Here is a 21,817-nt window from a genome sequence, read left to right as displayed (position 1 = left end):
CTAAACATGCAAATATCGCTTTAGTAAAAAATCGTGTTTTTTATGCCACAAATACACTAACGATGGAGATTAGTCATACTCTGAGCACTGGAAACAATTTCTTCCACTCCTGCCTGATCGAAGTCCATTTTCACAAAGTAAGGTAGTTTGACCTCGCTTTTGCCTAATGGAATGCCAAACATTTTATCGAGTGGAAACGCATCCATTCGTTGTAGATTCAAGCTTAAATCATCTTTGATAAAGCCTATTTTGTGGATTTTCTTCACCTCTGAAGGGGAATGTACTACCGCCGAGTATACAGACTTCTCGGCATGACCATCTGGGAACTGCTTAAATAATACTTGATCCATTTGCGGGTGGGTAAACCCCGATAAGAACTGCTTAAGAAATCGGCTATCGACGTTTAAATCAGACACTGAATCTTTGAAAAGCTCAGCAATTTCTTCACCCACTTCCAACACTTCTTTTAACCACGACTCCCCGTCATCCTCAGGTTCAATGGATAACAATTCATGCCATGCCATTTTGACGTTGGGATCAAATTCCTTAAAGGTCTCCAGAGAGAGGGAAAAGTTCAGTGGGTCGCCAAAGTTACCAGGCATTTCGTAGCGACATAAATATTTGTTGTAGCCCCATATTTCTCGACCATTTATCAGCGCGTTAATGTTATTGACCGAGATAAATGCTGGATACCAATATAGATGTTCTGCCTTTAACGTTTCGAGATTGACTTGCAGAATTGGCAACCAGATGATGACATCGGTTTCTTGCATATATCCATAGTTACTAAATGGCGGCACTTTTGACGCGATATTTTCAATATCTGTAAATGTCAATAAGCACCAATCGGTTAGGGCCCTGAATACAAATTCACTACTAGAAACCGAATTAAGCGTTTTATCAACATAGGTTTGGATTGTTGATTTTTTTCCTTTGACAAAAAAACCGTACATTTGTGCATTTAGCATTCTGCATGGAGGTTTGGCGATCGGATTACTATAAAAATGTTGATAATCAGGCAACTCTGGATACATCTTTCACTCCTTAAAGTATGATAAGTTAGTGTTTAGTGTAGTTCGCTCAAGCCGCTTTTGCGTATGTTGTTATGAAAACTCCGCTTCTTGTTGCACAACCTCAAAATAGTTACGCGCTTCTCGCTGGCAAAAATACTGATAATGCGAGTATGCGTACTCGTCATAGTTACCCGAAAGCTTGTTCATAAAACCGTGTAAATACCGCGTTCGGATACAATTCAACCCTTTTTTATCTTTTAACTGCTCAATGACGAGCTCAACGTCAAAATGAGATTCAACTTGAGCAAAGAAGATAGACACATCGCAGCTGGGCTTAATATTTAGATGGTTACGTATTTGGCTGGGATAAAATGCAATAAGTTGCTCGACAGAGTGAGATGCACCTTGTTCAGACAATGCAACCCACGCAGCAGCCCCGCCTGCACTAAAGCCAATAATAAGTTTTGGTTTGTATTCAGAAATCGCTGCTGATATTTTATCAGCATATAAACGATGACCACACTGAGCCAAAAACAGCTCATAACAATCCGACTCTGAGACACTATTTGGTTCTTCTATAAATGGTGAAAGCACCTGCACGTCACTTCCAAGCGATTTAGCAAAACGATCAATATGATCCGTATGACCGAAAATATCGGTAACGATTAATATAGCCATAGGTTTTCCTTATTAATAATTTATCGTTATTGGCTTTTATGACTTTCCTTGCCATGTGGCCTTATCTACTTATATTTGGATTAACGCACTGCAATCAAACTCTATATTCAATCGCTTAACTGAGCTTTGCTAGCATGCTTTTACCCAAAACTAAAACTTCTTTTAAAGCTAGCATACCGCCAACCTCTGTAAACATTAAATACAAATTAAATAAACATTAATTTAATCATCAACATCGCAAACAATGCTAAGCTTATTGTAAGTTCAGCAAGAGTGACCCAATTTGATCAAAATCATCTTACTCCTCTTCATTGCCTTTCAATCCAGTTTTGTATTTGCAAAACAAATAACTTGGATTGCGATAGATTTCGCGCCTTATTATATCCTTGCTGACGATTTGGAAGGGCAAGGACGAGACGAGTTATTGATAAAACTCATTCAACAACAGATGCCCGATTACACTTTTAATTATAAAGTATTCCCCGCATCTAGGGCCATACATGAGCTCTCTAATTTCAACAACCAATATTGTATGATCTCCCTCTATAAAACAGTCGAGCGGCAAAGACATATCGCTTTTAGTGAAGAGTATTCCACTATCGGATTATCAACCTCTGCCGCACTAAGGAAAGATGTTGCACAGTCACTTGGCATTACCAACAGCGCAATTGATTTGGAAAAACTCGTAACTGAGCACGGACTAACTGTAGGTGTCGCGGCAAATCGATCGTTTGGCCATGAAATTGATGCGTTATTGGCGAGTTTGCCTTCCAAGCAAGTGCTCATAAGACCAGGAAGAGATACGTTAGAGAGTTTGACTATCATGCTACTTAAAAAAAGAGTCGATGTGATACTTGGATACCCAAGCGAACACCACTACCACAAATTGCATGTTGATAAGCAAGATGAATTGACACAAGTTAGATTGAGTATTGCCTCGCAGATAACAGCTGGATATGCGGGCTGTAATAACAATGCGATTGGTAAGGAACAGATAGCTGCAATTAGCGAAGCGTTAAAACAAGCCCATAAAAACGAACAGTTTAGACTGGCTATGTCTCGTTGGTTACCAGAGCAGTTTCAGCCACAGCTAGCTAGTATCTTTAAAAACTAACTTTCTAAAACTAATATTGCATTTGAAAAGTGGACTTCTCCTAGAGTGTAAAGCGCAGCACCACGTATGTAGTAACACGTGGTGCTAGTAGAGATTACTTACGAATACCTTCTAAGTGCAAACCAATGGTAACGTGTGTTGATGCCGGGCCTAGATCATAGTCGATGTCATAATCAGCAAGTTTTAACTGAGTTTCACCTTCAAAGCCAACTCGGTATCCACCCCATGGATCTTTACCTTCACCCACTTTTTTAACATCAAACTCGATATGCTTTGTTACCCCATTGAGTGTGAAGCTTCCTTTCACCTTCGCATTTGTATCATCGCTAAAAGTAATCGAGTTACTCTTAAAAGTCGCCTTTGGGTTTGCTTTTACGTTTAAAAAATCATTACCGCGCAAATGCTTATCACGCTCTGCATGGTTCGAATCAACAGAAGCAGTATCGATCACTACATTGATTTTTGACGCATTTGGGTTTTTTGCATCATAGCTGAAGTCGCCTTCGAAGCTATTAAATCGACCATGCAACCAGCTGTATCCTAAATGTTTAATTTTAAAGTTTACAAAGGCATGTGCACCTTTAGTATCAATTACATAATCCGCGGCATTTACTCCGGCCGATAAGGTCATAGCTGCCATGCTTAATGCAATGATTGTTTTTTTCATGTTTTAATCCTCAACTTTTGTAGCGTTTGGTACCTTGAGCATTCGAACTAAGGTACGATCTTTATTAATAAAGTGGTGTTTTAGCGCTCCCACAATGTGCAGCGCCACTAATCCAATGAGCCCCCAAGCAATATATAAATGCACAGTGCCTGCAATATCACTTTGTTCATCAAACAGCTCCCCAATACCTGGAACAGAAAACCAGTTGAACACCTCTATTGCTCTACCATCTGAGGTAGAAATTAAGTAACCTGTGACAAACAGCCCAAACAAACCTAAATACAAAACGACGTGAACGACATGTGCTATTGTGTTTTGCAATTTGTCCATGGGAGTGGCTTCGCTTTCGGGTTTCACGCTAGGGTTAGTAACCTTCCAAATCAGTCTAAGTACTATCAAAGCTGCTAGCAGTATTCCTATGCTTTTGTGAATATGTAAGCCATCACGGTAGAAAGGATCGTAATAACTGAGTTCAACCATGTACAACCCGAGACCAAACATGCCAAATACCGCAAGCGCGCTAACCCAGTGAAAGATGATGGCTAACAAACCATAGTGTTGCGATGTATTTTTAAACATAATATTCAGCTAATAAAACTCATTCTCAATAAGAGTAAGCTTATATGCTAAAAGTTCAGAGAGAAAGCCATAAATTTAGCGTTAGATTGTGCATATATGCACACAAAAAAGGCGCTTCATAATACAAGCGCCTTGAGTCGGGGGGAGTGTAAACTAATTTTTATAGAAGTAGCTGTCCTTCGTGATGCTAATATTGGCATCTTGTTGCGACTCTATAGTGAATTGGATTGGAGTGCGCTTACCTTTAAGCTCATAGCCATCAGCGGTCACTGTTACTGGGATTAACGCCATGTCGCCGCCAGCGATATGCGTTGTGATTGGAGCTGTAAGTTTCGCATCTGGCAGTCCCTTTAAGCTCACGGTGTAAGTTAAATCGTGCTGTGTTTTGTTTATTACACTTAAGGTGTATGGGTTCTCGACTAACCCCTCATAATTAACACGATAAAGCGCATTACGGTCGCGAATGACAGAAGCTTCTATTGGTGTTCGATTGAATGCCCAAATCACCATAGTGACTACTATCAATACGGTAATAGCACCATAGCCTACTATTTTTAACCTAAACGGATTGGATTTTTTACCCGCTTGCTGATGCTCACTTTGATACTTAATCAAATCTGGCTGATAGCCGAATTTATTCATCGTTTCGTTACACGCATCGATACATAAACCACAGTTAATGCATTCGTATTGCAAGCCATTACGAATATCAATACCAGCTGGGCACACTTCAACACATAAATTACAGTCTACACAGTCGCCGAGCCCCAGCTGTTTTGGATCCTCTTTGCGTTTACGACGGCCCCTATTTTCACCTCGTTCGCTATCATAAGTGACGACTAACGTATCTTTGTCAAACATAACCGATTGGAAACGAGAATATGGACATGCCACAGTACACATTTTTTCTCGTAGAAAGCCCGCATTTCCATAGGTACAAAGTGCGAATAAGAATACCCAGAAGGAAGTAAGGCCAGTCCACTCAAGCGTAAACATGTCTAGATACAGCTCTTTTGCAGGTATAAAATAGGCCATAAATGAAGTGGCAGTAAACACCGAAATTATCAACCAAATAGCGTGTTTGGCCGTTTTCTTCGCGACTTTTTTGCTATCCCAGTTTGATTTGTCTAACTTTATTCTTTGGTTACGAGTCCCCTCCACTCGGTGCTCAACCCAAGTGAACATCAGCATCCAAATTGTTTGTGGGCAAGTATAACCACACCACACGCGACCCAGCCAAGTCGTGACAAAGAATAAAGCAAAGGCACCCACCATAAAAATCCAGGCTAAAATCATAAAGTCTTGAGGGAGAAAGGTGGCACCAAATATTCTAAATTGCTGCTTACCAAAATCAAGCAAGATGGCCTGCTGCTCGTTGTACGGGATCCAAGGAATGAGAACGAAAGTTAACATTAAAAACCAGCCAAGGTTTCTTCTTATTTTTTGGAAAAAACCTTTTTGCTCTCTGACGTAAATAGGCCCTTCTTGTTTATAGGGCTTAATGATCATGTCTTCTTCTTTGATATCAAACTTCATGTTATTTGCTACATTGGTAATACACGAGTTTGATATTGCAACTTTCAGACCAATCTGAAAGTTTATAACATTTTGATTTTTATCGTATTTATTTTTATTATATTTTCAATATCGCGAAATATCACGAATAGGCGCGAAATATCACGAAAGCTTAGCAATTTTTAGTTTTTTCATTTTCGACCTTAGCGTACTTTCGGGTAGCCCTAACTTATCAGCCGCCCCGTTGCTGCCAGCGATCTTCCAGTTACTTATTTCTAGCACTCTTAATATGTGCTCAGCTTCCGCCTGCGCTAAAGTCAGTTCACCGTTTTCAGATTTATGCTGCTCAGTAACGTTAAGTGCTTGAGATAAATCAATTAAACGACCTTTAGATAATATCGCTTCGCGCTCCAACACGTTTTGGAGTTCTCGAATATTGCCTGGCCAATCATAACGCTGTAACGCATGAATAGCCTTTTTAGAGATCCCGCGTAGTTGCTTGCCCAGCTTTTTGTTGAGCTGCACGATGAGATTGTTGGCCAATACGGGTATATCCTCTATACGCTCCCTTAGTGCAGGCACTCGAATAGGAAAAACGTTTAAACGATAATATAAATCCATTCTAAACTCCCCACCCTCGACCATTTGCCATAAATCTCTGTTGGTCGCTGCGACTATACGTATATCTACTTGAATCGACTTACTTCCCCCTACACGCTCAAACTCTCGCTCTTGTAATACACGTAATAACTTGCTTTGCGCTTCTAGCGGTAACTCACCAATTTCATCTAAAAATATGGTCCCTTTATCCGCCAACTCAAAACGTCCTTTACGTCTTTCATTCGCTCCAGTAAATGCACCTTTTTCATGTCCAAACAATTCAGATTCAATCAAGGTTGGTGAAAAAGCAGCGCAATTTACTTTAACGAAAGGTTGCGATGAGCGCTCACTAAGACGATGCAGATTTCTAGCAACAAGCTCTTTACCGGTGCCGTTTTCTCCTAAAACCAATACCGTACTGTCAGTCTGACTAACCAGTTCTAGCTGCGCCAACATAGCCTGAAATATTGCGCTACTACCCACCAAACCCGAGTCTTGCCAATTTTCATTTAATGTTTCTAGCAGGTAGGCATTTTCATCTTTAAGTTGCTCAGTCAGTACTTGAACTTTATTCAGCGCCTCTCTTAGTGCATTTTCAGTTTTGTGCTGTTGCGACACATCGCGAAATATCGCGACTGCACCAATAATTTGCTGATCTTTAAAGATTGGGGTTGAGGTATATTCCACAGGAAAGCAACTTCCATCTTTACGCCAGAACACCTCATTGGTTACCTGTCGTGTTTTACCATCAAACATCGTTTTGTAGATGTTACATTCATCAGCAGGATAATCACTCCCATCTGCATGACTATGATGATGGTACTGATGTATTTTTTCCCCCAAAAGCTCATCACTTTGCCACCCAGTCATACGCTCTGCGGCCGGGTTTACAAAAACAGCGTTACCAGAAAGGTCAAAACCATAGATCCCCTCTCCAACCGCATTCAATAATAATTTAGGGTCCGCCAAAAAGTGTTTGATAATAGACATAGCAATCCTCGCGATATTTCGCGAGGATTATATAACCATAGTCTTTTATTGTCAGCCATGAGTTTTGCTTAATAATCACCATCGTCACAACAAATATGCATTTTTCACTCATGAAAGTGTAAAATGAGAGAAAGCTTATAACTTGAGTAACTGCGTGGACAAATCAACTTATATTCCCAGCGCGTTTCTGGACGACATAAAAACCTACTTACCAGACCATCTTAACATCGAAGACTTTATAGATAAGTGCCAGTCTCCTTTACGCCGAGCAGTCAGAGTCAATACCCTAAAAATGTCCATCACGGAATTCTTAGCCTACTGCGAAAAAAGTGATTGGCAGGCAGAGCCAATCCCTTGGTGTGAGGAAGGGTTTTGGATATCAAGAAATGAGCAAGAAGAAGCTAATCTTGCTATCGGCAACACAGATATCCATTTAAGTGGCTGCATCTATGTCCAAGAAGCTAGTTCCATGTTGCCGCCCACGGCACTGAAATCGACTATCAGCGGTGATGATATTAATTTGGATATGGCGTCAGCACCGGGTTCGAAAACTTCGCAACTCGCGGCTTATATGGATGGACGTGGCGTACTAATCGCTAATGAGCTATCGTCATCTCGACTCAAAGCGCTTGCAGCAAATATGAAACGTATGGGCATACGAAATGTTGCGTTGTCTCACTTTGACGGCTGTATCTTTGGCGATTATATGCATGAATGTTTTGATAACATCTTGCTTGATGCGCCATGCTCTGGAGAAGGCACTGTTAGAAAGGACCCAAATGCCCTTAAAAACTGGTCAATTGAGTCTAATGTTGAAATTGCACAAGTGCAGAAGCAACTGATAGACAGCGCATTTCAAGCCTTAAAGCCAGGTGGCACCTTAGTGTATTCAACTTGCACATTAACACCGTTGGAAAATCAGCAAGTATGCCAACACCTCATTGATAATTATCCTCAAGCAGTAGCAGTCGAAAACCTGTCGACCTTATTTGAGGGTGCTGAAAAAGCAACAACGTCCGAAGGATACTTGCATGTGTGGCCTCAGCTATATGATAGCGAAGGGTTTTTCATTGCTCGATTTAAGAAGTTACACTCTGTTGCCGTTAAAAATCCAAAGCAGAAAAAAGGCGCTTTCCCTTTTGAGGAACTAGACAAGAAAACCACTCAACTATTGTTATCCGTACTAAAAAAACAGTTTGGTATTACCCAACTTGACGGTAAGTTGATGCAGCGCGATAAAGAGGTGTGGTTATTTCCTGACAACTTTGAAGCAATCCAAGATAAGATCAAATATTCTCGCATAGGGATTTTAATCGGTACTACCCATAAAAACGGGGTAAGATTAGAGCATGAGTTTGCCACTACTTTCGGTCACTTAGCGTCTAAAAACACTTTAGCACTAACAAAAGAGCAAGCAAAAGATTACTTTAATGGCAAAGATATACGCCTAGATGAAGTTACCAAACTAACGGGAGAGGTGATCCTCACTCTATGTGGCAGTGCCATCGGGTTAGGAAAATGGCAAAAGAATAAAGTTAAAAACAGTTTGCCTCGGGATTTAATTAAAGACGGCCTGTTGATAACTTGGGTATAACCTGAATATACCCTTTTGATATTTTTAAGACCAATTATGAATATAAAGAACAACTCTTTGTTTTATATAAACTTAATAAATCATTCATTTATTTGTAAAAAGAATGAAAGGTTAACTAAACTTAACAGTACTTTCTACTTCTCCCTACAGTCTTAGAAGGTGTTTTTAGTTAGCGCACGGCTCAATCTTGAGCCTTTCCCTAGGCCCAGAACTTAGCAGGTAAGTTTCTGGGCGTTTTTTTATCAGTTAACCAGAGGCTAGTTAGGTCAACATTTCGAGTTCTGTGATGATCTGCATCGCTGCTTCATTACTGTCACCGCACACATCTTCCATGGCCTTAAATTGCAAACACACTTGTGGGCGCTCTGGCTGGTTAAACAGTTTACACAGATTATTTTCATCTAGTTGAATACACCGCTCCCCCGCAGGTTTACCATTTGGCATACCGGGAATGGGTGTTGAAATACTTGGTGCTATACAACAAGCGCCACAACCAAGCCTACAATCCATTCTGTTTCTCGCAATTTTGACAATAAGTGGTGCATTTTATCGAAAAATCGACTACACGTAAAAGCATCAATCGCTTTTAAGAATGTAACGATAAATTTAGGTACGCAAAGCTTTGTTACATATTCAGTCTGGATTTAAACACCTCGACATAACTATTCGCGTATTCTTAAGCTTATCGATGATCTAGAGCCGTTAATCTGGGTCATCAAGAATCATTCAACAGGAAGGATTTTAACGTGGCTAGTAAAAAACAAATAATTCTACCAATTGCCGTTCTTGCGGTGGGAATTGCAGCGGCTGTTGCCATGTCTGCAATGAAACAACCTCCAGAAGAGAAGAAAGAAGAAATAGTACATCCTCTCGTACAGGTTCAACCTATTCATATTGACCAAACTAGGCTGAACGTATCGTCATACGGTATCGTGATGCCAAAATACAGTACTGAGCTTGTTGCTCAGGTCAGCGGTCAAGTCATTTCATTGTCTGACAAGTTTGTCAAAGGTGGCTTTGTCAAAGAAGGTGACGTGCTTGCTCGCATCGACCCGAATGACTATGAAGCGTCGCTGATTGAAGCCGAAGCGGCTTTAGCACAAGCCAGCTCAGCGCTAGAAATAGAACAAGCTCAGGTGCAAGTAGCAAAAGCAGAATGGCAAAGGATTAAAGCAAATGCTAACGAAAAAATACCTTCCGAACTCTATTTGAGAAAACCTCAGCTCGCTGAAAAGTTAGCAAGCTTTAAAGCTGCGCAGGCAGCGGTGAAAAGAGCGAACCGAAATTTAGAGCGTACTTATATCAAAGCGCCTTACGATGCGATTATAGAGTCTCGTACCGTAAGCCTTGGTAGTGTAGTCAATCCCGGTAATGGCTTTGGAAAACTCAATGCGACATCTGTTGCAGAAGTACGCCTCCCTGTTGCCGATAACGATTTGAAATACTTACCTCAACAAGGTGTTGGCACCGATGTCGTGATCACAGCTGAAGTCGCTGGTCAACCGATGAGTTGGAAAGGTGAAATAGTCCGCAGTGAAGGCGTTATCGATAACAAAAGTCGTATGACCTACCTAGTTGCTCAAGTCGAACAGCCTTATCACAACAACGTAAAACCACTACGTTTTGGCGCTTATATCAATGCTGATATTCAAGGTTTGTTAGTGCAAAATGCCACTATGCTTCCTCATCACTTAGTGAAAGAAGGTCGCGTTGCAACATTGGATGATGATAACAAGCTGAGTTACAAAAAGGTCAATATTATTAGAGAGTACAATGGCATGGTCGTCGTTGATAACGGCGTTGAGTCAGGCCAACAGATCATTACTTCAGCGCTGGACTATCCGTCTGAAGGGATGCAACTACGTACAGACGATACTCCTTCGCAAAGCGCAAACACCCAATTGGCGCTCAAAGAGGAGTAAGGTTTATGCATAGTCAAAGCACAGAAAAAGGCTTAATTGCTTGGTTTGCACGTAACCCAGTCGCAGCAAACTTATTGATGATATTTATTATTGTGGGCGGCTTGCTTACCGCGTTTTCGATCCGCAAGCAAATGTTTCCGCAATATATAAGTAACTGGATAAGTGTTCAAGCAGTGTATCCGGGCGCGGCACCTCAAGAAGTCGAGGAAGGGATCACGATTAAGATCGAGGAATCCATGGAAGGTCTAGAAGGGATCAAGCGCTTGATCACCTACTCTAACCGCGGTTACTCGCAAACTTGGATAGAAGTAGACGAGCAGTACAACACTAAAGAAGTACTCGACGAAATAAAAATGCAAGTAGACTCCGTCTCAACTTTCCCATCAGGGATGGAGCGTCCTATTGTACGTCACGAAAAAGAGAACCAAGAAGTGATGTGGTTGTCACTCAATGGCGACTTGAGTCCCCATGATCTTAAAGAGCTTGGTAATCGCATTCATGAAGAAATGCTGTCGTTACCTGGCGTTAACCTTGTACGCTTTGATGGTGGCCTGAACTACGAAATCTCTATTGAGATAAGCCCGGATAAAATGCGCGAATACGGCCTAAGTTTTAGAGCAATTTCGGATGCAGTAAAGAGCTTCTCAGCGAACATGTCTGCTGGCCAAATTCGCTCCGAAAATGGCTATATTTCAATGCGAGTTGAAAACCAAGCCTATCGCGGTGACGAGTTTAGAAAACTCCCCTTACTAACACTACCAGACGGCGCACAGGTTAGCCTAGGCGATGTCGCCACCATTAACGATGGCTTTGAAGAAGGACTGCAATACTCTAAATACAATGGTAAGAACTCACTGGTGTATGAAGTTAGCGCGTCAAAAGACCAAGACATCACCAAAGTTGCAGATATCATTAAGAACTATCTTGAGGCAAAGAAAGGCTCACTGCCACAAGGCGTAGAACTTGAACCCTTTATTGACTTGACCTATTACCTCAATGGCCGCCTTAACATGATGCTAGAAAATATGGCGTTAGGTGGGGTATTAGTTATGCTAATGCTTGCTCTATTTTTACGTGTGCGTTTAGCATTTTGGGTAATGATGGGGTTGCCAGTTAGCTTCTTAGGTGCATTTTTAATGATGCCAATGGGTTATTTAGACGTAACGATTAACTTAGCCTCACTCTTTGCCTTTATTTTGGTGTTGGGGATTGTCGTTGATGACGCGATAGTCGTCGGTGAATCCGCCCATGCTGAAATAGAAAAACATGGTCATAGCCTCGATAATGTCGTCCGTGGTGTAAAACGTGTTGCTATCCCAGCCACTTTTGGTGTGCTTACTACTGTTGCTGCTTTCTTGCCGCAAACATTAGCAACTGGCCCAACTGCAGCATTTTCTAAAGCAATTGGTGGCGTAATAATTCTTTGCTTACTATTCTCTTTGGTTGAATCTAAGCTGGTTTTACCTGCGCATTTAGCAGCGATGAAAGACAAACCAAGCAACCCTAAAAATCCGTTCCACCGCCTCAGAGAAAAAATGGATAGCGGCCTTCAATCTTTCATTGAAAACACGTACCGCCCATTCATTGTCCGCTGTATTCACTACCGCTATACCGTTATTGTTGGCTTTTTAACCATTTTAATTGTTAGCGCCGGGATGTTTGCTGGTGGCTTAGTGAAGTTTGTTGCTAATCCAAAAATCCCACATGATTTTCCACGTATCTCGATTGATATGAACTTATCTTCGTCAGAAAACGCGACGCTTGAGTCAATTCAAAAAATTGAGCAAATGGTACTGAATGTCGACAAAGAAATTGAGGCTGAGTTTGGCAAGAAAATGATCCGTGATTACATGGTGAATATGAACGGCCGCACAAGCGCAAATATTATGGTGATCTTGGTTGAACCAGATGCACGTCCAATCGATACCTTTGCACTCAGCGCCCGCTGGCGTGATGCAATGCCTGCACTGCCTGGTGTTAAATCGCTAAACATTCAAGATAGCATTATGAATGGTGGCCGTGATGACGGAGACATTAGCTTTAGGTTAGAAGGTAAACACAAAGAAGAGCTTCGTGAAGTCGCACAGAAACTAAAAGACAAGCTAGCAACTATTGAAGGTGTTGGTGATATCAATGACTCTATGCAATCAGCAACCGATGAAGTGCAGCTTGAGCTTAAACCATTAGCGTACAGCCTTGGACTCACGTTGGCGGATGTTGCATCCCAAGTAAACTTCAGTTATTACGGCCTTGAAGCACAGCGTATTTTACGTGATGGTGAAGAGATCAAAGTAATGATCCGTTATCCTAAAGAACACCGTGATGCCATTAGTGACATTCAGGACGTGCGTATCTTAACGCCTCAAGGTGCAGAAGTGCCGTTGGTAGAAGTGGCTGACGTGAAATTGGTAGACGGTGTTAACCGAATTCGCCGAGAAAACGCCAAACGCACTATTAATGTTTGGGCATCAGTTGATACAGAAATCGCACAACCTTTTGAGATAGCAAAGCAAGTTCGTGACGAATATCTTCCTAGTCTATTAAAGAATTATCCTAGCGTTCAAAGTGCAGTGGCAGGTCGCGTACAAGAAGAAATGGAGAGTGTTGCTGAGCAAATTCGTGACTTTGCCCTATCATTAATGATTATTTTCGCACTACTGGCAATTCCACTACGTTCTTATTCTCAGCCTGTCATCATCATGTCTGTGATCCCATTTGGTGTGGTCGGCGCGGTATTCGGTCATATGGTATTGGGAATGACAATGAGTAGCTTGTCTTTCTTTGGTATTATTGCCGTAGCAGGGGTTGTGGTGAACGACTCTTTGGTTATGGTTGATTTTGTCAATAAAGCACGCGAAGAAGGTATCGATTTAAAAGCCGCAGCCGTCGAGGCCGGATGTAAACGCTTTAGAGCAATCTTGCTCACTTCGTTGACCACCTTTATCGGACTTGTACCAATCATTATGGAAACGAGCCTACAAGCTAAAATTGTTATTCCAATGGCGGTTTCGCTTGCGTTTGGTGTGTTGTTTGCCACGGTGATCACCCTAGTACTTATCCCTTGTCAATATGTGGCACTTGAAGATGTTAAACGCGTTGGCCGCAAATGGTTTAAAGGTAAAAGCTCGGCTGATAGCCAACAAACGACACCGGAGCTAAATTCTAATACTCCCTAAGTAACAAATTACTAGCCCACAAAAAAGCTCGGAAATTTCCGAGCTTTTTTATTTTTTAATACAGATGTTACTGACTGTAATGCGCAAAAAAGCGCTTTACTCTATCCATTGCAGGCTGTAAATCATCTTTATGTGGTAAAAACACTAATCTAAAATGATCCGCACTAGGCCAGTTAAAAGCGCGTCCGTGGACAAGTAGAATTTTTTCTTCTTTGAGCAAGTCCAGCACCATACGCTCATCATTCTTAATATTAAACCGCTTCACGTCGACTTTTGGAAACGCATAAAGCGCGCCCTTTGGCTTTACACAGCTTATCCCTTCGATATCATTTAAGCCTTTAAACGCAATATCACGCTGCTCATACAAACGCCCACCCGGTTCAATGAGTTGGTCGATGGATTGTATGCCTCCGAGCGCTTGTTGAATGGCAAACTGTGCAGGAACATTGGCGCATAATCGCATAGACGCGAGCATTTCTAAGCCTGTGATCAAGTCCCGCATCACTGAATGCTTACCACTGATCACCATCCAGCCCATGCGGATCCCGGCCGCACGATAGGTTTTTGCTAAGCCGTTGAAAGTGATAACTGGGATATCATCACAAAGACTCGCAATTGAAAAATGCTCTGCATCATCATATAAAATCTTTTCGTAGATCTCATCACTCAGTATTAATAGTTTGTGTTCTCTGGCAACGTCAATTAATGCCTCAAGCAATGCTTTATCATATACAGCACCGGTCGGATTATTTGGGTTGATCAGCACCAATGCCTTTGTACGACTCGTGATTTTACGCTTGATATCTTCGATATCTGGAAACCAGTCTTGCTCTTCATCACAAAGATAATGCACTGGGTTACCGCCTGATAATTTAACAGCGGCAGTCCATAACGGATAATCCGGTGCGGGGATCAACACTTCGTCACCATCATTGAGTAGGGCTTGTGCGGTCATTTGGATCAATTCACTGACGCCATTGCCAATGAAGATGTTATCAACACTAATATTGGGAAAGCTTTTTTGTTGATAATATTGATACACGGCAACTCGGGCAGAATATAATCCTTTTGAGTCGCAATAGCCCTGTGCAGAATATAAATTTTTTATGATGTCTCGGTGCATATCTTCTGGCATATCAAAGCCAAATGCCGCCGGATTACCAATATTTAATTTGAGGACTTTCATGCCCTCGTCTTCCATTTTTCTTGCTTGATCCAATACTGGACCACGAATATCGTAACTCACACCATTGAGCTTATTACTTTTTGTTATTTGTAGCATCTATAACCCCCTCATTTTGCTCAAGCATATATCACAATGCCGTCTAAATTCTATGCTTGTGATAACTTTTTATGCTTCAAAAAAGCAACTTATAAAATGAAGTGATTAGGGTGGAATAAATAAGAGCAATATTAAATAAAAAAGGCCGTATAAACGACCTTATTTCCGCTCTTTGGCCTGTGCTGGATTTAAGACTGTGCACTCACCCACTGCTGCAGTTGCGCTTTTGAACCTGCAACTTGTGCTGCAAGCTTCTCAATAGAGTCATCAACAATATCCTGCTCCCCTTGAATAAGGGCATGTTCTATCGTCTTTGCTAAATCGCTCAAACTAGCGGCCCCAAACTGAGCAGCGTTAGATTTCAAACTGTGAGCATGACGAATGGCAGCTTCTTGATCCTGATTCAAATTCAGCATCAACTCCGATTCTAACCGCTCGAATTCAGAACAACAAAAATGAACCGTATCTTCGAATTGCTCGCCCAGCAACATTTGCATGTTTTCTAGGGCACCTTCATCTATTACGATGCTCATAATTTTCCTTAAATTTAATATTCTATTACTTATGCTAGCCAAATCTGGTTTCTTGTGCAAAGTAAATGCGGGCAAGATATGATAAAATATGACTTATATTAAGAAACACCTCATCAAACATGAAACGTAATACCTGTCCAGTCTGTCAGTTTCCCACAAAAACTTGCGTATGCTCCTATATTGGTAACGTGATACCAAATGCGACTCAAGTTATTATCATGCAGCACCCAAGCGAAGTAAAAGTCGCCAAGAATACCGCAAAGCTCCTCGCCTTGCAGTTAGACAGTTTTGCGCTGTATGTTGGAGAAAATACCACTGACTTTGAAGAGTTGATTAACTTCTGCAACGGAAACCATGTTGCACTACTTTACCCAAACAGCCACGCTAAGACCTTAACTACAGAACATAATCGCGCTCAAAATCTTGATGCCATCATCTTATTGGATGGTACTTGGAAGAAAGCCACTAAGCTTTATAAGCTCAATCCGTGGCTAAGCCAGTTACCCAGTTTTCAGTTCGATTCGGTAAATGCGAGTGAATATACTATTCGTAAATCTAAACATGAATACAGTTTATCAACACTTGAAGCGGCAGCTCAATTTCTCGAGATTGTAGATCAATGCGAAACTGCGGATCTCTATAAACTTCAAGCAGGCATGGTGAAAGAACAGATGACGCGAATGCCTGATGATGTTAAGGCTCGGTATTAAAGGAAGAAAATGCCAAGCTCGAGACTACTGCGCGGATACACTCGCCGAGGACCCAATTATCGATTCGGCGATCAAGTTGATTTCAGTGAAATTAAACAGACCTTTGGCTTTAAAACCATGACCATTGGTCATTGGGTTACGCCCGAAGAAACCCGTTTATCCGCCAACTTCATTTATGATGCCCTCGCAGATCTAGCCCAAATATTACAGGTACCACCAGAAGTCATTGGCCTTCGGGGAACACTTAATTTTGCTTTTGGTACAGGCGGTCAACAAGGTATTCAAGCGCATTACGCGGCAAATACGAGAACACTCGCGTTAGCAAAAAATGCCGGCGGTGGCGCACTTGCCCACGAATGGTGGCATGCATTTGATCACTATATTTGCCAGCATTTAATAACACAGCCAAAAAAGCCTTTTGCATCGTCAGCTTGGTTACTTTCTACTGAAACCGTATTACACCCTCTGAACAATGCTTTAGCAACGTTTTTTGCGCATACCTTTTTAGATGAACAACATCAAAAACCAAATCGGTATTTTCATACCGCCAAGATTGCTGATAGCGCAAACAAACAAATATATTACGCCCTGCCCGAGGAGCTAACAGCTCGGATGTTCGAGGCCATTATTGCCTATCACAGCGATATATCAAATTCATTTTTGGCCGCGGGAATTAAAGGTTCAGAACAAGAAAAACTGGGGATTTACCCAAAGCATGAACATAGAAAACGATGCGCTGAGCCCATTTTTCACTACTTCAGCGAACTAGGAAAGATTTTATATCACCAGCATAGGTGACTTTACTTAGCCAACTCTTAAATTCCGTGAACGGCAACGGACGTGAAATAAAATAGCCCTGTGCAAAGTCGCAGCCATAGGCCTGCAAACGAATGTAGCTATTGATATCCTCAACCCCTTCTGCCACCACCCTTGATCCTAAACTGTGCGCCATATCACACGTCGCTTTACAAATTGTTTGGTTGCTCTTAGATGTCTCAATATCCATCACAAAACTTTTATCAATTTTAAGTTCATCAAATCCAAGTTTACTCAAATATGCAAGTGAGGAATATCCAGTACCAAAATCGTCTATCGCCACCTTTACGCCGATTGAACGATAATCATCTAACACCCCTTTAAGCTCTGCTTCTTTTCCTATCGTTACAGATTCCGTGATCTCTATCATTATTTGAGAAGGTGCGAGTGATAATTCATTGATAAGCGTAATAAGCTGTACCGACAACTCTCTTCTACTCAAGTCACGACCAGATACGTTGATTGAAATAACGTGCTCAGGCAATAACTTGGTTATCTCAGCTTGATAATGAAGCGCATGCTCAATCACCCATTCGGTGATCTCATAAATTTGCCCTGAAGACTCCGCAATCGGAATAAATTCGTCAGGTGGTATGTAACCAAGTTCAGGGTGAAGCCAGCGCAGTAGCACTTCCGAGCCAAATACCCTGCCAGTCCTGAGGTCTACCTGCGGCTGAAAGAATAAACTGAACTGTTCATGTTCTATCGCACTTTTAAGAAACGAGGTGAGCTTTAATTGTCGCTCAGTCGAAATAGAGCTTTCAACATCAAATAGATGCCAACGTTGACCATTGTGTGACTTAGTATTAAGAGCCTGCAGCGCGCGCTGGATAAGCTTCTCAGTGGATTTTGCATGCATTGGATAATTCGCTACCCCAACCTCTAGACTATCGACAATCTGCGTGTCTTTATAGCCAACCCCTTCTTCGAATACAGCTGATAAAATACATACATATTGCTCAACTTGACTGACCTCTATTTTACCATCAAGCACGATGGCAAACACTTGGTCTTCTAGGCGGTAAATAGGTGTGTTTCGTTTATTTGCAACGGCAGCGCTACCATAAGTATTGATTTGCTCAGAGACCTCTTTGAATAACTTATTGATGTGCTGATTTGCAAAGGTTAAGCCAAAACTCAGCCTTATTGATGGCAGGATCAGTGGTTTAAAAAGCAACAATGTATGCGCTTTATTTTGCTCCTCAAGCTTAGCGAGCGAACCAAACAGGGCGAATTTATTGGGAAGTGCAGTCTCTTTATCAAACTCAGCGTAATGAATATACATACGCCGCTTTTCCGCATCATGCCAAACCACAAACAGTAGTAAGAGCATTAAATGTAGGCTGATCAACACATGGTTTACGATTGATATTTGCTCACTTGGTTGTATTAATTGACTCCCAGCAAAACCAATTAATACCGCCACCATAGGAGACCAAATTGCGCAGCAAAAATAGACTTCTTTACGGCTGTCTTTATCTTGACTTACCAAAATCATCGTACTTAATACAATCGCACCAATAACCATTATGGACTGAAGTGCAAACGGTAAATCCACTTTAGCAAACGCCACAATGACACCACTTAGTAAGTAGATATATGCGGTCGTCTTGATGGTTAGCTTTATCTTTCTATCAAGCCTATTTTTAGTAAGGAAATGATGAAAAAACAAAAGGCTGAAGCCGAGTGCAAAACACACAAAGCTGCCACTGTAATGTAAAAAATGAATGCTATTTTGGTAGCTGAAAAAGATATCAGCGAGTCCTTTATGGGTGACGTAAAGGCAGGCTAATGACAGTAAATAGCCACCAACCGAAAGCAGGCTTGCGCGTTTCGAAATAATACCGGTACTGAGCATGAAAATACTCAATAAAAACATTACCCCCAGAAACAATCCAGTTAAAAATAGATGAGCATTGGTATCTTCTATATAAACTTCATAAGGATCAATACTCACTCTGGACAAGGAAACATAGGGTGATTGAACTTTAACAACGATCGGCTCAATATGGCTATTTGCATCAATTACCAAATGGGGGGAAAAATGGGATAACGATGTATGATTATTACCTGCAGGGATTTGAGTTAATTTTCCAATAGGGTCCGTGGTAAAAAACTCAACACTGCCCATGGATGGACGTGCGACTGTTAGCACTTGGACTGACAGATCATCGCGAACGAGGTTTGTGATTCGAAGCCAAACCGCAACACCCTTTGGAATAATTACCGTTTCTTGCGATACATTAAACTGGGCCTCGGAAAAGTCACCATAGCCTACTGAAATTAAAGGTCTTGCTTCTATAGTTTCTGCGGCCAGCTGCGTTTCAGCAGTAGCCAACATCGCAAAGATGCAACACACAATTATCGTAAACATCAGTGTGGCATACCTAGCAGCGCTAAGCCACATACCCATTCTCCTTGAGTCACTTTGACGGTGATTTATCAGCCTATTCGTTATGCAAAGAACCAAGCGTTAACGTTCAAGAAAAACACCAACCTGAAAACATTGGCTATGAGCTTCTCTTTGCAAATCAGAAGGCAACGCCATTCGCGCACTAATACCTATTTCACTTTGTCTACTGCAGTCATTCGCATGACGCTTTCGCCGACAACATAAAAAACGCATTACAATAAGTATGGTTTGGATCAAAGCAAATGCAAAAATATTATTGAATTTAAATCGTTATGGTTATTTGATGGGGGATCAAAAATGTAAAGATGGCATGCCGTTATAGGGGGTTAAATATTTAATTATAAGATTGGAACAACAACTTGTTCTCCAGCCGCTGTTATTCCAAAACTAAGCGTCAGATTTGTTTGTAATAGGCCAACTATTTACACACAAATCCTCTCGCCTACCTATTCAATTAACTGTCGTCACTAATACGCGAAGCAACCGCACTATTTTGATCCTTATATTTGGCGTCTTTACGCTCGTTATAAGGGAATTGCGCAGCACTTGTCATCGTTTCAAAGCTCATCGCACCTATTTTCATGTTTGGCCTAAGTGCCAAAGGCAACTTACCTGAGTTATAGAACTCTAATACGATGTTTCCAGACCAACCGGGATCAATACGATGCGCAGTAACATGAACCATTAAACCTAGCCTTGCCAGCGACGAGCGGCCATCTAACCAACCAACAAGGTCGGCAGGTAGGGTTACCTTTTCATACGTCATTGCCAGCGCAAGCTCACCAGGGTGCAAGAAAAACGCTTGGCCATCTTCTAACACAATTTCGTCACTCATGATGGATTCCATCGCGGCATTGATCTGATCTTTAGGACCACTGAGATCAACGTAAGGCGCGGCATGGTCCTGAAACACTCTAAACTTGTTACCCAGTCTTAAATCCACGGTAACGCCTGAAATCATATCTGGCTTAGGTGTAGGTTCGATGATTATGCGTTGTTGTTCAATCGCTTCTCGAATATGGGTATCCGATAATCTCATTCTTAGTCTTCCGTCATCACAATCTCAACACCCGATGTTGAGTCTGATTGGTAATATAACATACTGGCAACCAGTTGGGCACAATCAACATAGTGATCTGCTATACCATAATTGTCAGTCTTGCTTTCTGAGTTAGGCTCACGGACTGTGGCAATGATATCTTCGCCCTGCTCCGTTGCTGTTCTGATCTGTTCGTTAAGCGGTACTTCCGCAAGCAAAGGCACACCATAGCGACTCGCCAACGTGGTGCCACCAGAGTGACCAAAAATATGGTTGCGGCTACCACATTGCTCACAATTGAAGTAACTCATATTTTCGACCAAACCTAAAATGGGGAGCTGCACTTTTTCAAACATCGCGATGCCCTTCTGGGCATCTGCAAGCGCCAAGGTCTGCGGTGTGGTGACAATCACCGCACCACTGGCTGGCACTTTTTGCGTCATGGTAAGTTGGATATCTCCTGTGCCAGGTGGCATATCAACAATCAGATAATCCAGCTCGCCCCAATCCGTTTCATTTAACAATTGAGTAAGCGCTTGAGAAGCCATTGGTCCTCGCCAAACAGTGGCGTCCTCTGCTGGGACCAAAAAGCCGATAGACATGGCTTTAATGCCCGACTTTTCAATTGGTAGTAAGGTTTTATCATCTTTCGCCTGAGGTTTTTCATCCTCAAGAGCCAGTAAACTCGGTAGCGAAGGGCCATAAATATCAGCATCTAGCACACCGACTTTCGCGCCTTGAGCACGTAGCGCATACGCCAAATTAATCGCAGTGGTAGACTTACCCACCCCGCCCTTACCCGAGGCAACAAGAATAATATGTTTAATGGCTTTAAATTTTGGTCTGCCGACTACGACGACTTTCGATGTCACCTCAATTGGCTTACCTAAGTGTTGCTGCAGATAACTGGCAATTTCTTGATCACATTGAATAGCAAATGGAAAATTAATTTGTACTTGAATTTGCGCCTTTGATTCTTGTGTTTTGATCACCCAATTTGCATCAATTCCCACTGGTAATGCGGCACTACGATAGCCATTTAAAAGCTCAATGATTGCCTGTTTGGTGTTTTTTCCCTTGGCAAACCATTTTTCCAGTCCAAACATACAAATTAAACTCCTCTGGATGATGAAAATAGCCACGGAATTATGTAACATTCAACTCATTAAAACCAGT

At 41.7% G+C, this 21,817-nt stretch carries 18 protein-coding genes; 6 read left to right on the top strand and 12 right to left on the bottom strand.

Going from position 1 to position 21,817, the window contains the following annotated elements; genetic code table 11:
• Window positions 1–56 precede the first annotated feature (56 nt).
• Together QSH61_RS08445 and QSH61_RS08440 are read right to left on the bottom strand one after the other, a co-directional pair.
• On the bottom strand, window positions 57–1,034 hold the full coding sequence (locus QSH61_RS08445) for an acetoacetate decarboxylase (RefSeq protein WP_206472816.1): 978 nt from the start codon (window positions 1,032–1,034) through the stop codon (window positions 57–59).
• 69 nt (window positions 1,035–1,103) lie between these two features.
• Window positions 1,104–1,691, bottom strand: a complete 588-nt coding sequence (locus tag QSH61_RS08440; RefSeq protein ID WP_206472814.1) for a dienelactone hydrolase family protein — start codon at window positions 1,689–1,691, stop codon at window positions 1,104–1,106.
• A gap of 283 nt (window positions 1,692–1,974) precedes the next feature.
• Between QSH61_RS08440 and QSH61_RS08435 the strand changes: the two genes are divergently transcribed.
• Window positions 1,975–2,805, top strand: coding sequence for a transporter substrate-binding domain-containing protein (locus QSH61_RS08435; RefSeq protein WP_174168973.1), 831 nt, complete (start codon window positions 1,975–1,977; stop codon window positions 2,803–2,805).
• A 94-nt stretch (window positions 2,806–2,899) separates the two neighbouring features.
• Here QSH61_RS08435 and QSH61_RS08430 read toward each other — a convergent pair whose 3' ends face one another.
• The 4 genes from QSH61_RS08430 to QSH61_RS08415 all read right to left on the bottom strand — a co-directional run bounded on the left by QSH61_RS08430 (window position 2,900) and on the right by QSH61_RS08415 (window position 7,156).
• The gene (locus tag QSH61_RS08430; RefSeq protein ID WP_174168974.1) at window positions 2,900–3,472 is read right to left on the bottom strand and encodes a YceI family protein; all 573 of its coding nucleotides are present in this window, start codon (window positions 3,470–3,472) and stop codon (window positions 2,900–2,902) included.
• Window positions 3,473–3,475: 3 nt separating this feature from the next.
• Window positions 3,476–4,051: a cytochrome b gene (locus tag QSH61_RS08425; RefSeq protein ID WP_174168975.1), complete on the bottom strand. Its 576-nt coding sequence runs from the start codon at window positions 4,049–4,051 to the stop codon at window positions 3,476–3,478.
• A 153-nt stretch (window positions 4,052–4,204) separates the two neighbouring features.
• Entirely contained in the window at window positions 4,205–5,587 is a 1,383-nt protein-coding gene (gene ccoG / locus QSH61_RS08420; protein ID WP_010371615.1) for a cytochrome c oxidase accessory protein CcoG, read from the bottom strand.
• A 141-nt stretch (window positions 5,588–5,728) separates the two neighbouring features.
• Complete coding sequence (locus tag QSH61_RS08415) at window positions 5,729–7,156, bottom strand: sigma-54 interaction domain-containing protein (RefSeq protein ID WP_174168977.1); 1,428 nt, start codon at window positions 7,154–7,156, stop codon at window positions 5,729–5,731.
• A gap of 154 nt (window positions 7,157–7,310) precedes the next feature.
• On the opposite strand from QSH61_RS08415, the gene rsmF reads away from it, so the two are divergent.
• The gene (rsmF, locus tag QSH61_RS08410) at window positions 7,311–8,750 is read left to right on the top strand and encodes a 16S rRNA (cytosine(1407)-C(5))-methyltransferase RsmF (protein ID WP_174168978.1); all 1,440 of its coding nucleotides are present in this window, start codon (window positions 7,311–7,313) and stop codon (window positions 8,748–8,750) included.
• A gap of 261 nt (window positions 8,751–9,011) precedes the next feature.
• Here the strand turns inward: rsmF and QSH61_RS08405 are convergent, their stop codons facing one another.
• Window positions 9,012–9,260, bottom strand: coding sequence for a YkgJ family cysteine cluster protein (locus tag QSH61_RS08405; RefSeq protein WP_010371625.1), 249 nt, complete (start codon window positions 9,258–9,260; stop codon window positions 9,012–9,014).
• A 236-nt stretch (window positions 9,261–9,496) separates the two neighbouring features.
• On the opposite strand from QSH61_RS08405, the gene QSH61_RS08400 reads away from it, so the two are divergent.
• Window positions 9,497–10,672, top strand: coding sequence for an efflux RND transporter periplasmic adaptor subunit (locus QSH61_RS08400; protein WP_206472812.1), 1,176 nt, complete (start codon window positions 9,497–9,499; stop codon window positions 10,670–10,672).
• Between the two features lie 5 nt (window positions 10,673–10,677).
• Window positions 10,678–13,848: an efflux RND transporter permease subunit gene (locus tag QSH61_RS08395; protein WP_206472810.1), complete on the top strand. Its 3,171-nt coding sequence runs from the start codon at window positions 10,678–10,680 to the stop codon at window positions 13,846–13,848.
• A 67-nt stretch (window positions 13,849–13,915) separates the two neighbouring features.
• On the opposite strand, the gene QSH61_RS08390 is transcribed toward QSH61_RS08395, so the two are convergent.
• Window positions 13,916–15,130, bottom strand: a complete 1,215-nt coding sequence (locus tag QSH61_RS08390; protein WP_039495683.1) for a pyridoxal phosphate-dependent aminotransferase — start codon at window positions 15,128–15,130, stop codon at window positions 13,916–13,918.
• 188 nt (window positions 15,131–15,318) lie between these two features.
• Window positions 15,319–15,663, bottom strand: coding sequence for an Hpt domain-containing protein (locus QSH61_RS08385; RefSeq protein WP_206472808.1), 345 nt, complete (start codon window positions 15,661–15,663; stop codon window positions 15,319–15,321).
• Between the two features lie 119 nt (window positions 15,664–15,782).
• On the opposite strand from QSH61_RS08385, the gene QSH61_RS08380 reads away from it, so the two are divergent.
• Together QSH61_RS08380 and QSH61_RS08375 are read left to right on the top strand one after the other, a co-directional pair.
• Complete coding sequence (locus tag QSH61_RS08380; protein ID WP_174168981.1) at window positions 15,783–16,373, top strand: tRNA-uridine aminocarboxypropyltransferase; 591 nt, start codon at window positions 15,783–15,785, stop codon at window positions 16,371–16,373.
• A gap of 9 nt (window positions 16,374–16,382) precedes the next feature.
• Window positions 16,383–17,171, top strand: a complete 789-nt coding sequence (locus tag QSH61_RS08375) for a CLCA_X family protein (protein ID WP_206472806.1) — start codon at window positions 16,383–16,385, stop codon at window positions 17,169–17,171.
• Here the strand turns inward: QSH61_RS08375 and QSH61_RS08370 are convergent.
• The 3 genes from QSH61_RS08370 to apbC all read right to left on the bottom strand — a co-directional run bounded on the left by QSH61_RS08370 (window position 17,131) and on the right by apbC (window position 21,747).
• A complete protein-coding gene (locus QSH61_RS08370) occupies window positions 17,131–19,596 on the bottom strand; it encodes a bifunctional diguanylate cyclase/phosphodiesterase (protein ID WP_174168983.1) in 2,466 nt (821 codons plus the stop codon). The genes QSH61_RS08375 and QSH61_RS08370 overlap by 41 nt on opposite strands.
• Window positions 19,597–20,056: 460 nt before the next feature.
• Window positions 20,057–20,641 carry a dCTP deaminase gene (gene dcd / locus QSH61_RS08365; RefSeq protein ID WP_010371648.1) on the bottom strand — a complete coding sequence of 195 codons (585 nt, stop codon included), beginning with the start codon at window positions 20,639–20,641 and terminating at the stop codon, window positions 20,057–20,059.
• 2 nt (window positions 20,642–20,643) lie between these two features.
• Window positions 20,644–21,747 carry an iron-sulfur cluster carrier protein ApbC gene (gene apbC, locus QSH61_RS08360; RefSeq protein ID WP_174168984.1) on the bottom strand — a complete coding sequence of 368 codons (1,104 nt, stop codon included), beginning with the start codon at window positions 21,745–21,747 and terminating at the stop codon, window positions 20,644–20,646.
• Between the last annotated feature and the right edge of the window lie 70 nt (window positions 21,748–21,817).

The sequence above is a fragment of the Pseudoalteromonas sp. JC3 genome, assembly GCF_030291895.1.
GTDB lineage: Bacteria > Pseudomonadota > Gammaproteobacteria > Enterobacterales > Alteromonadaceae > Pseudoalteromonas.
This window is presented reverse-complemented; position numbering and strand designations above follow the sequence as displayed.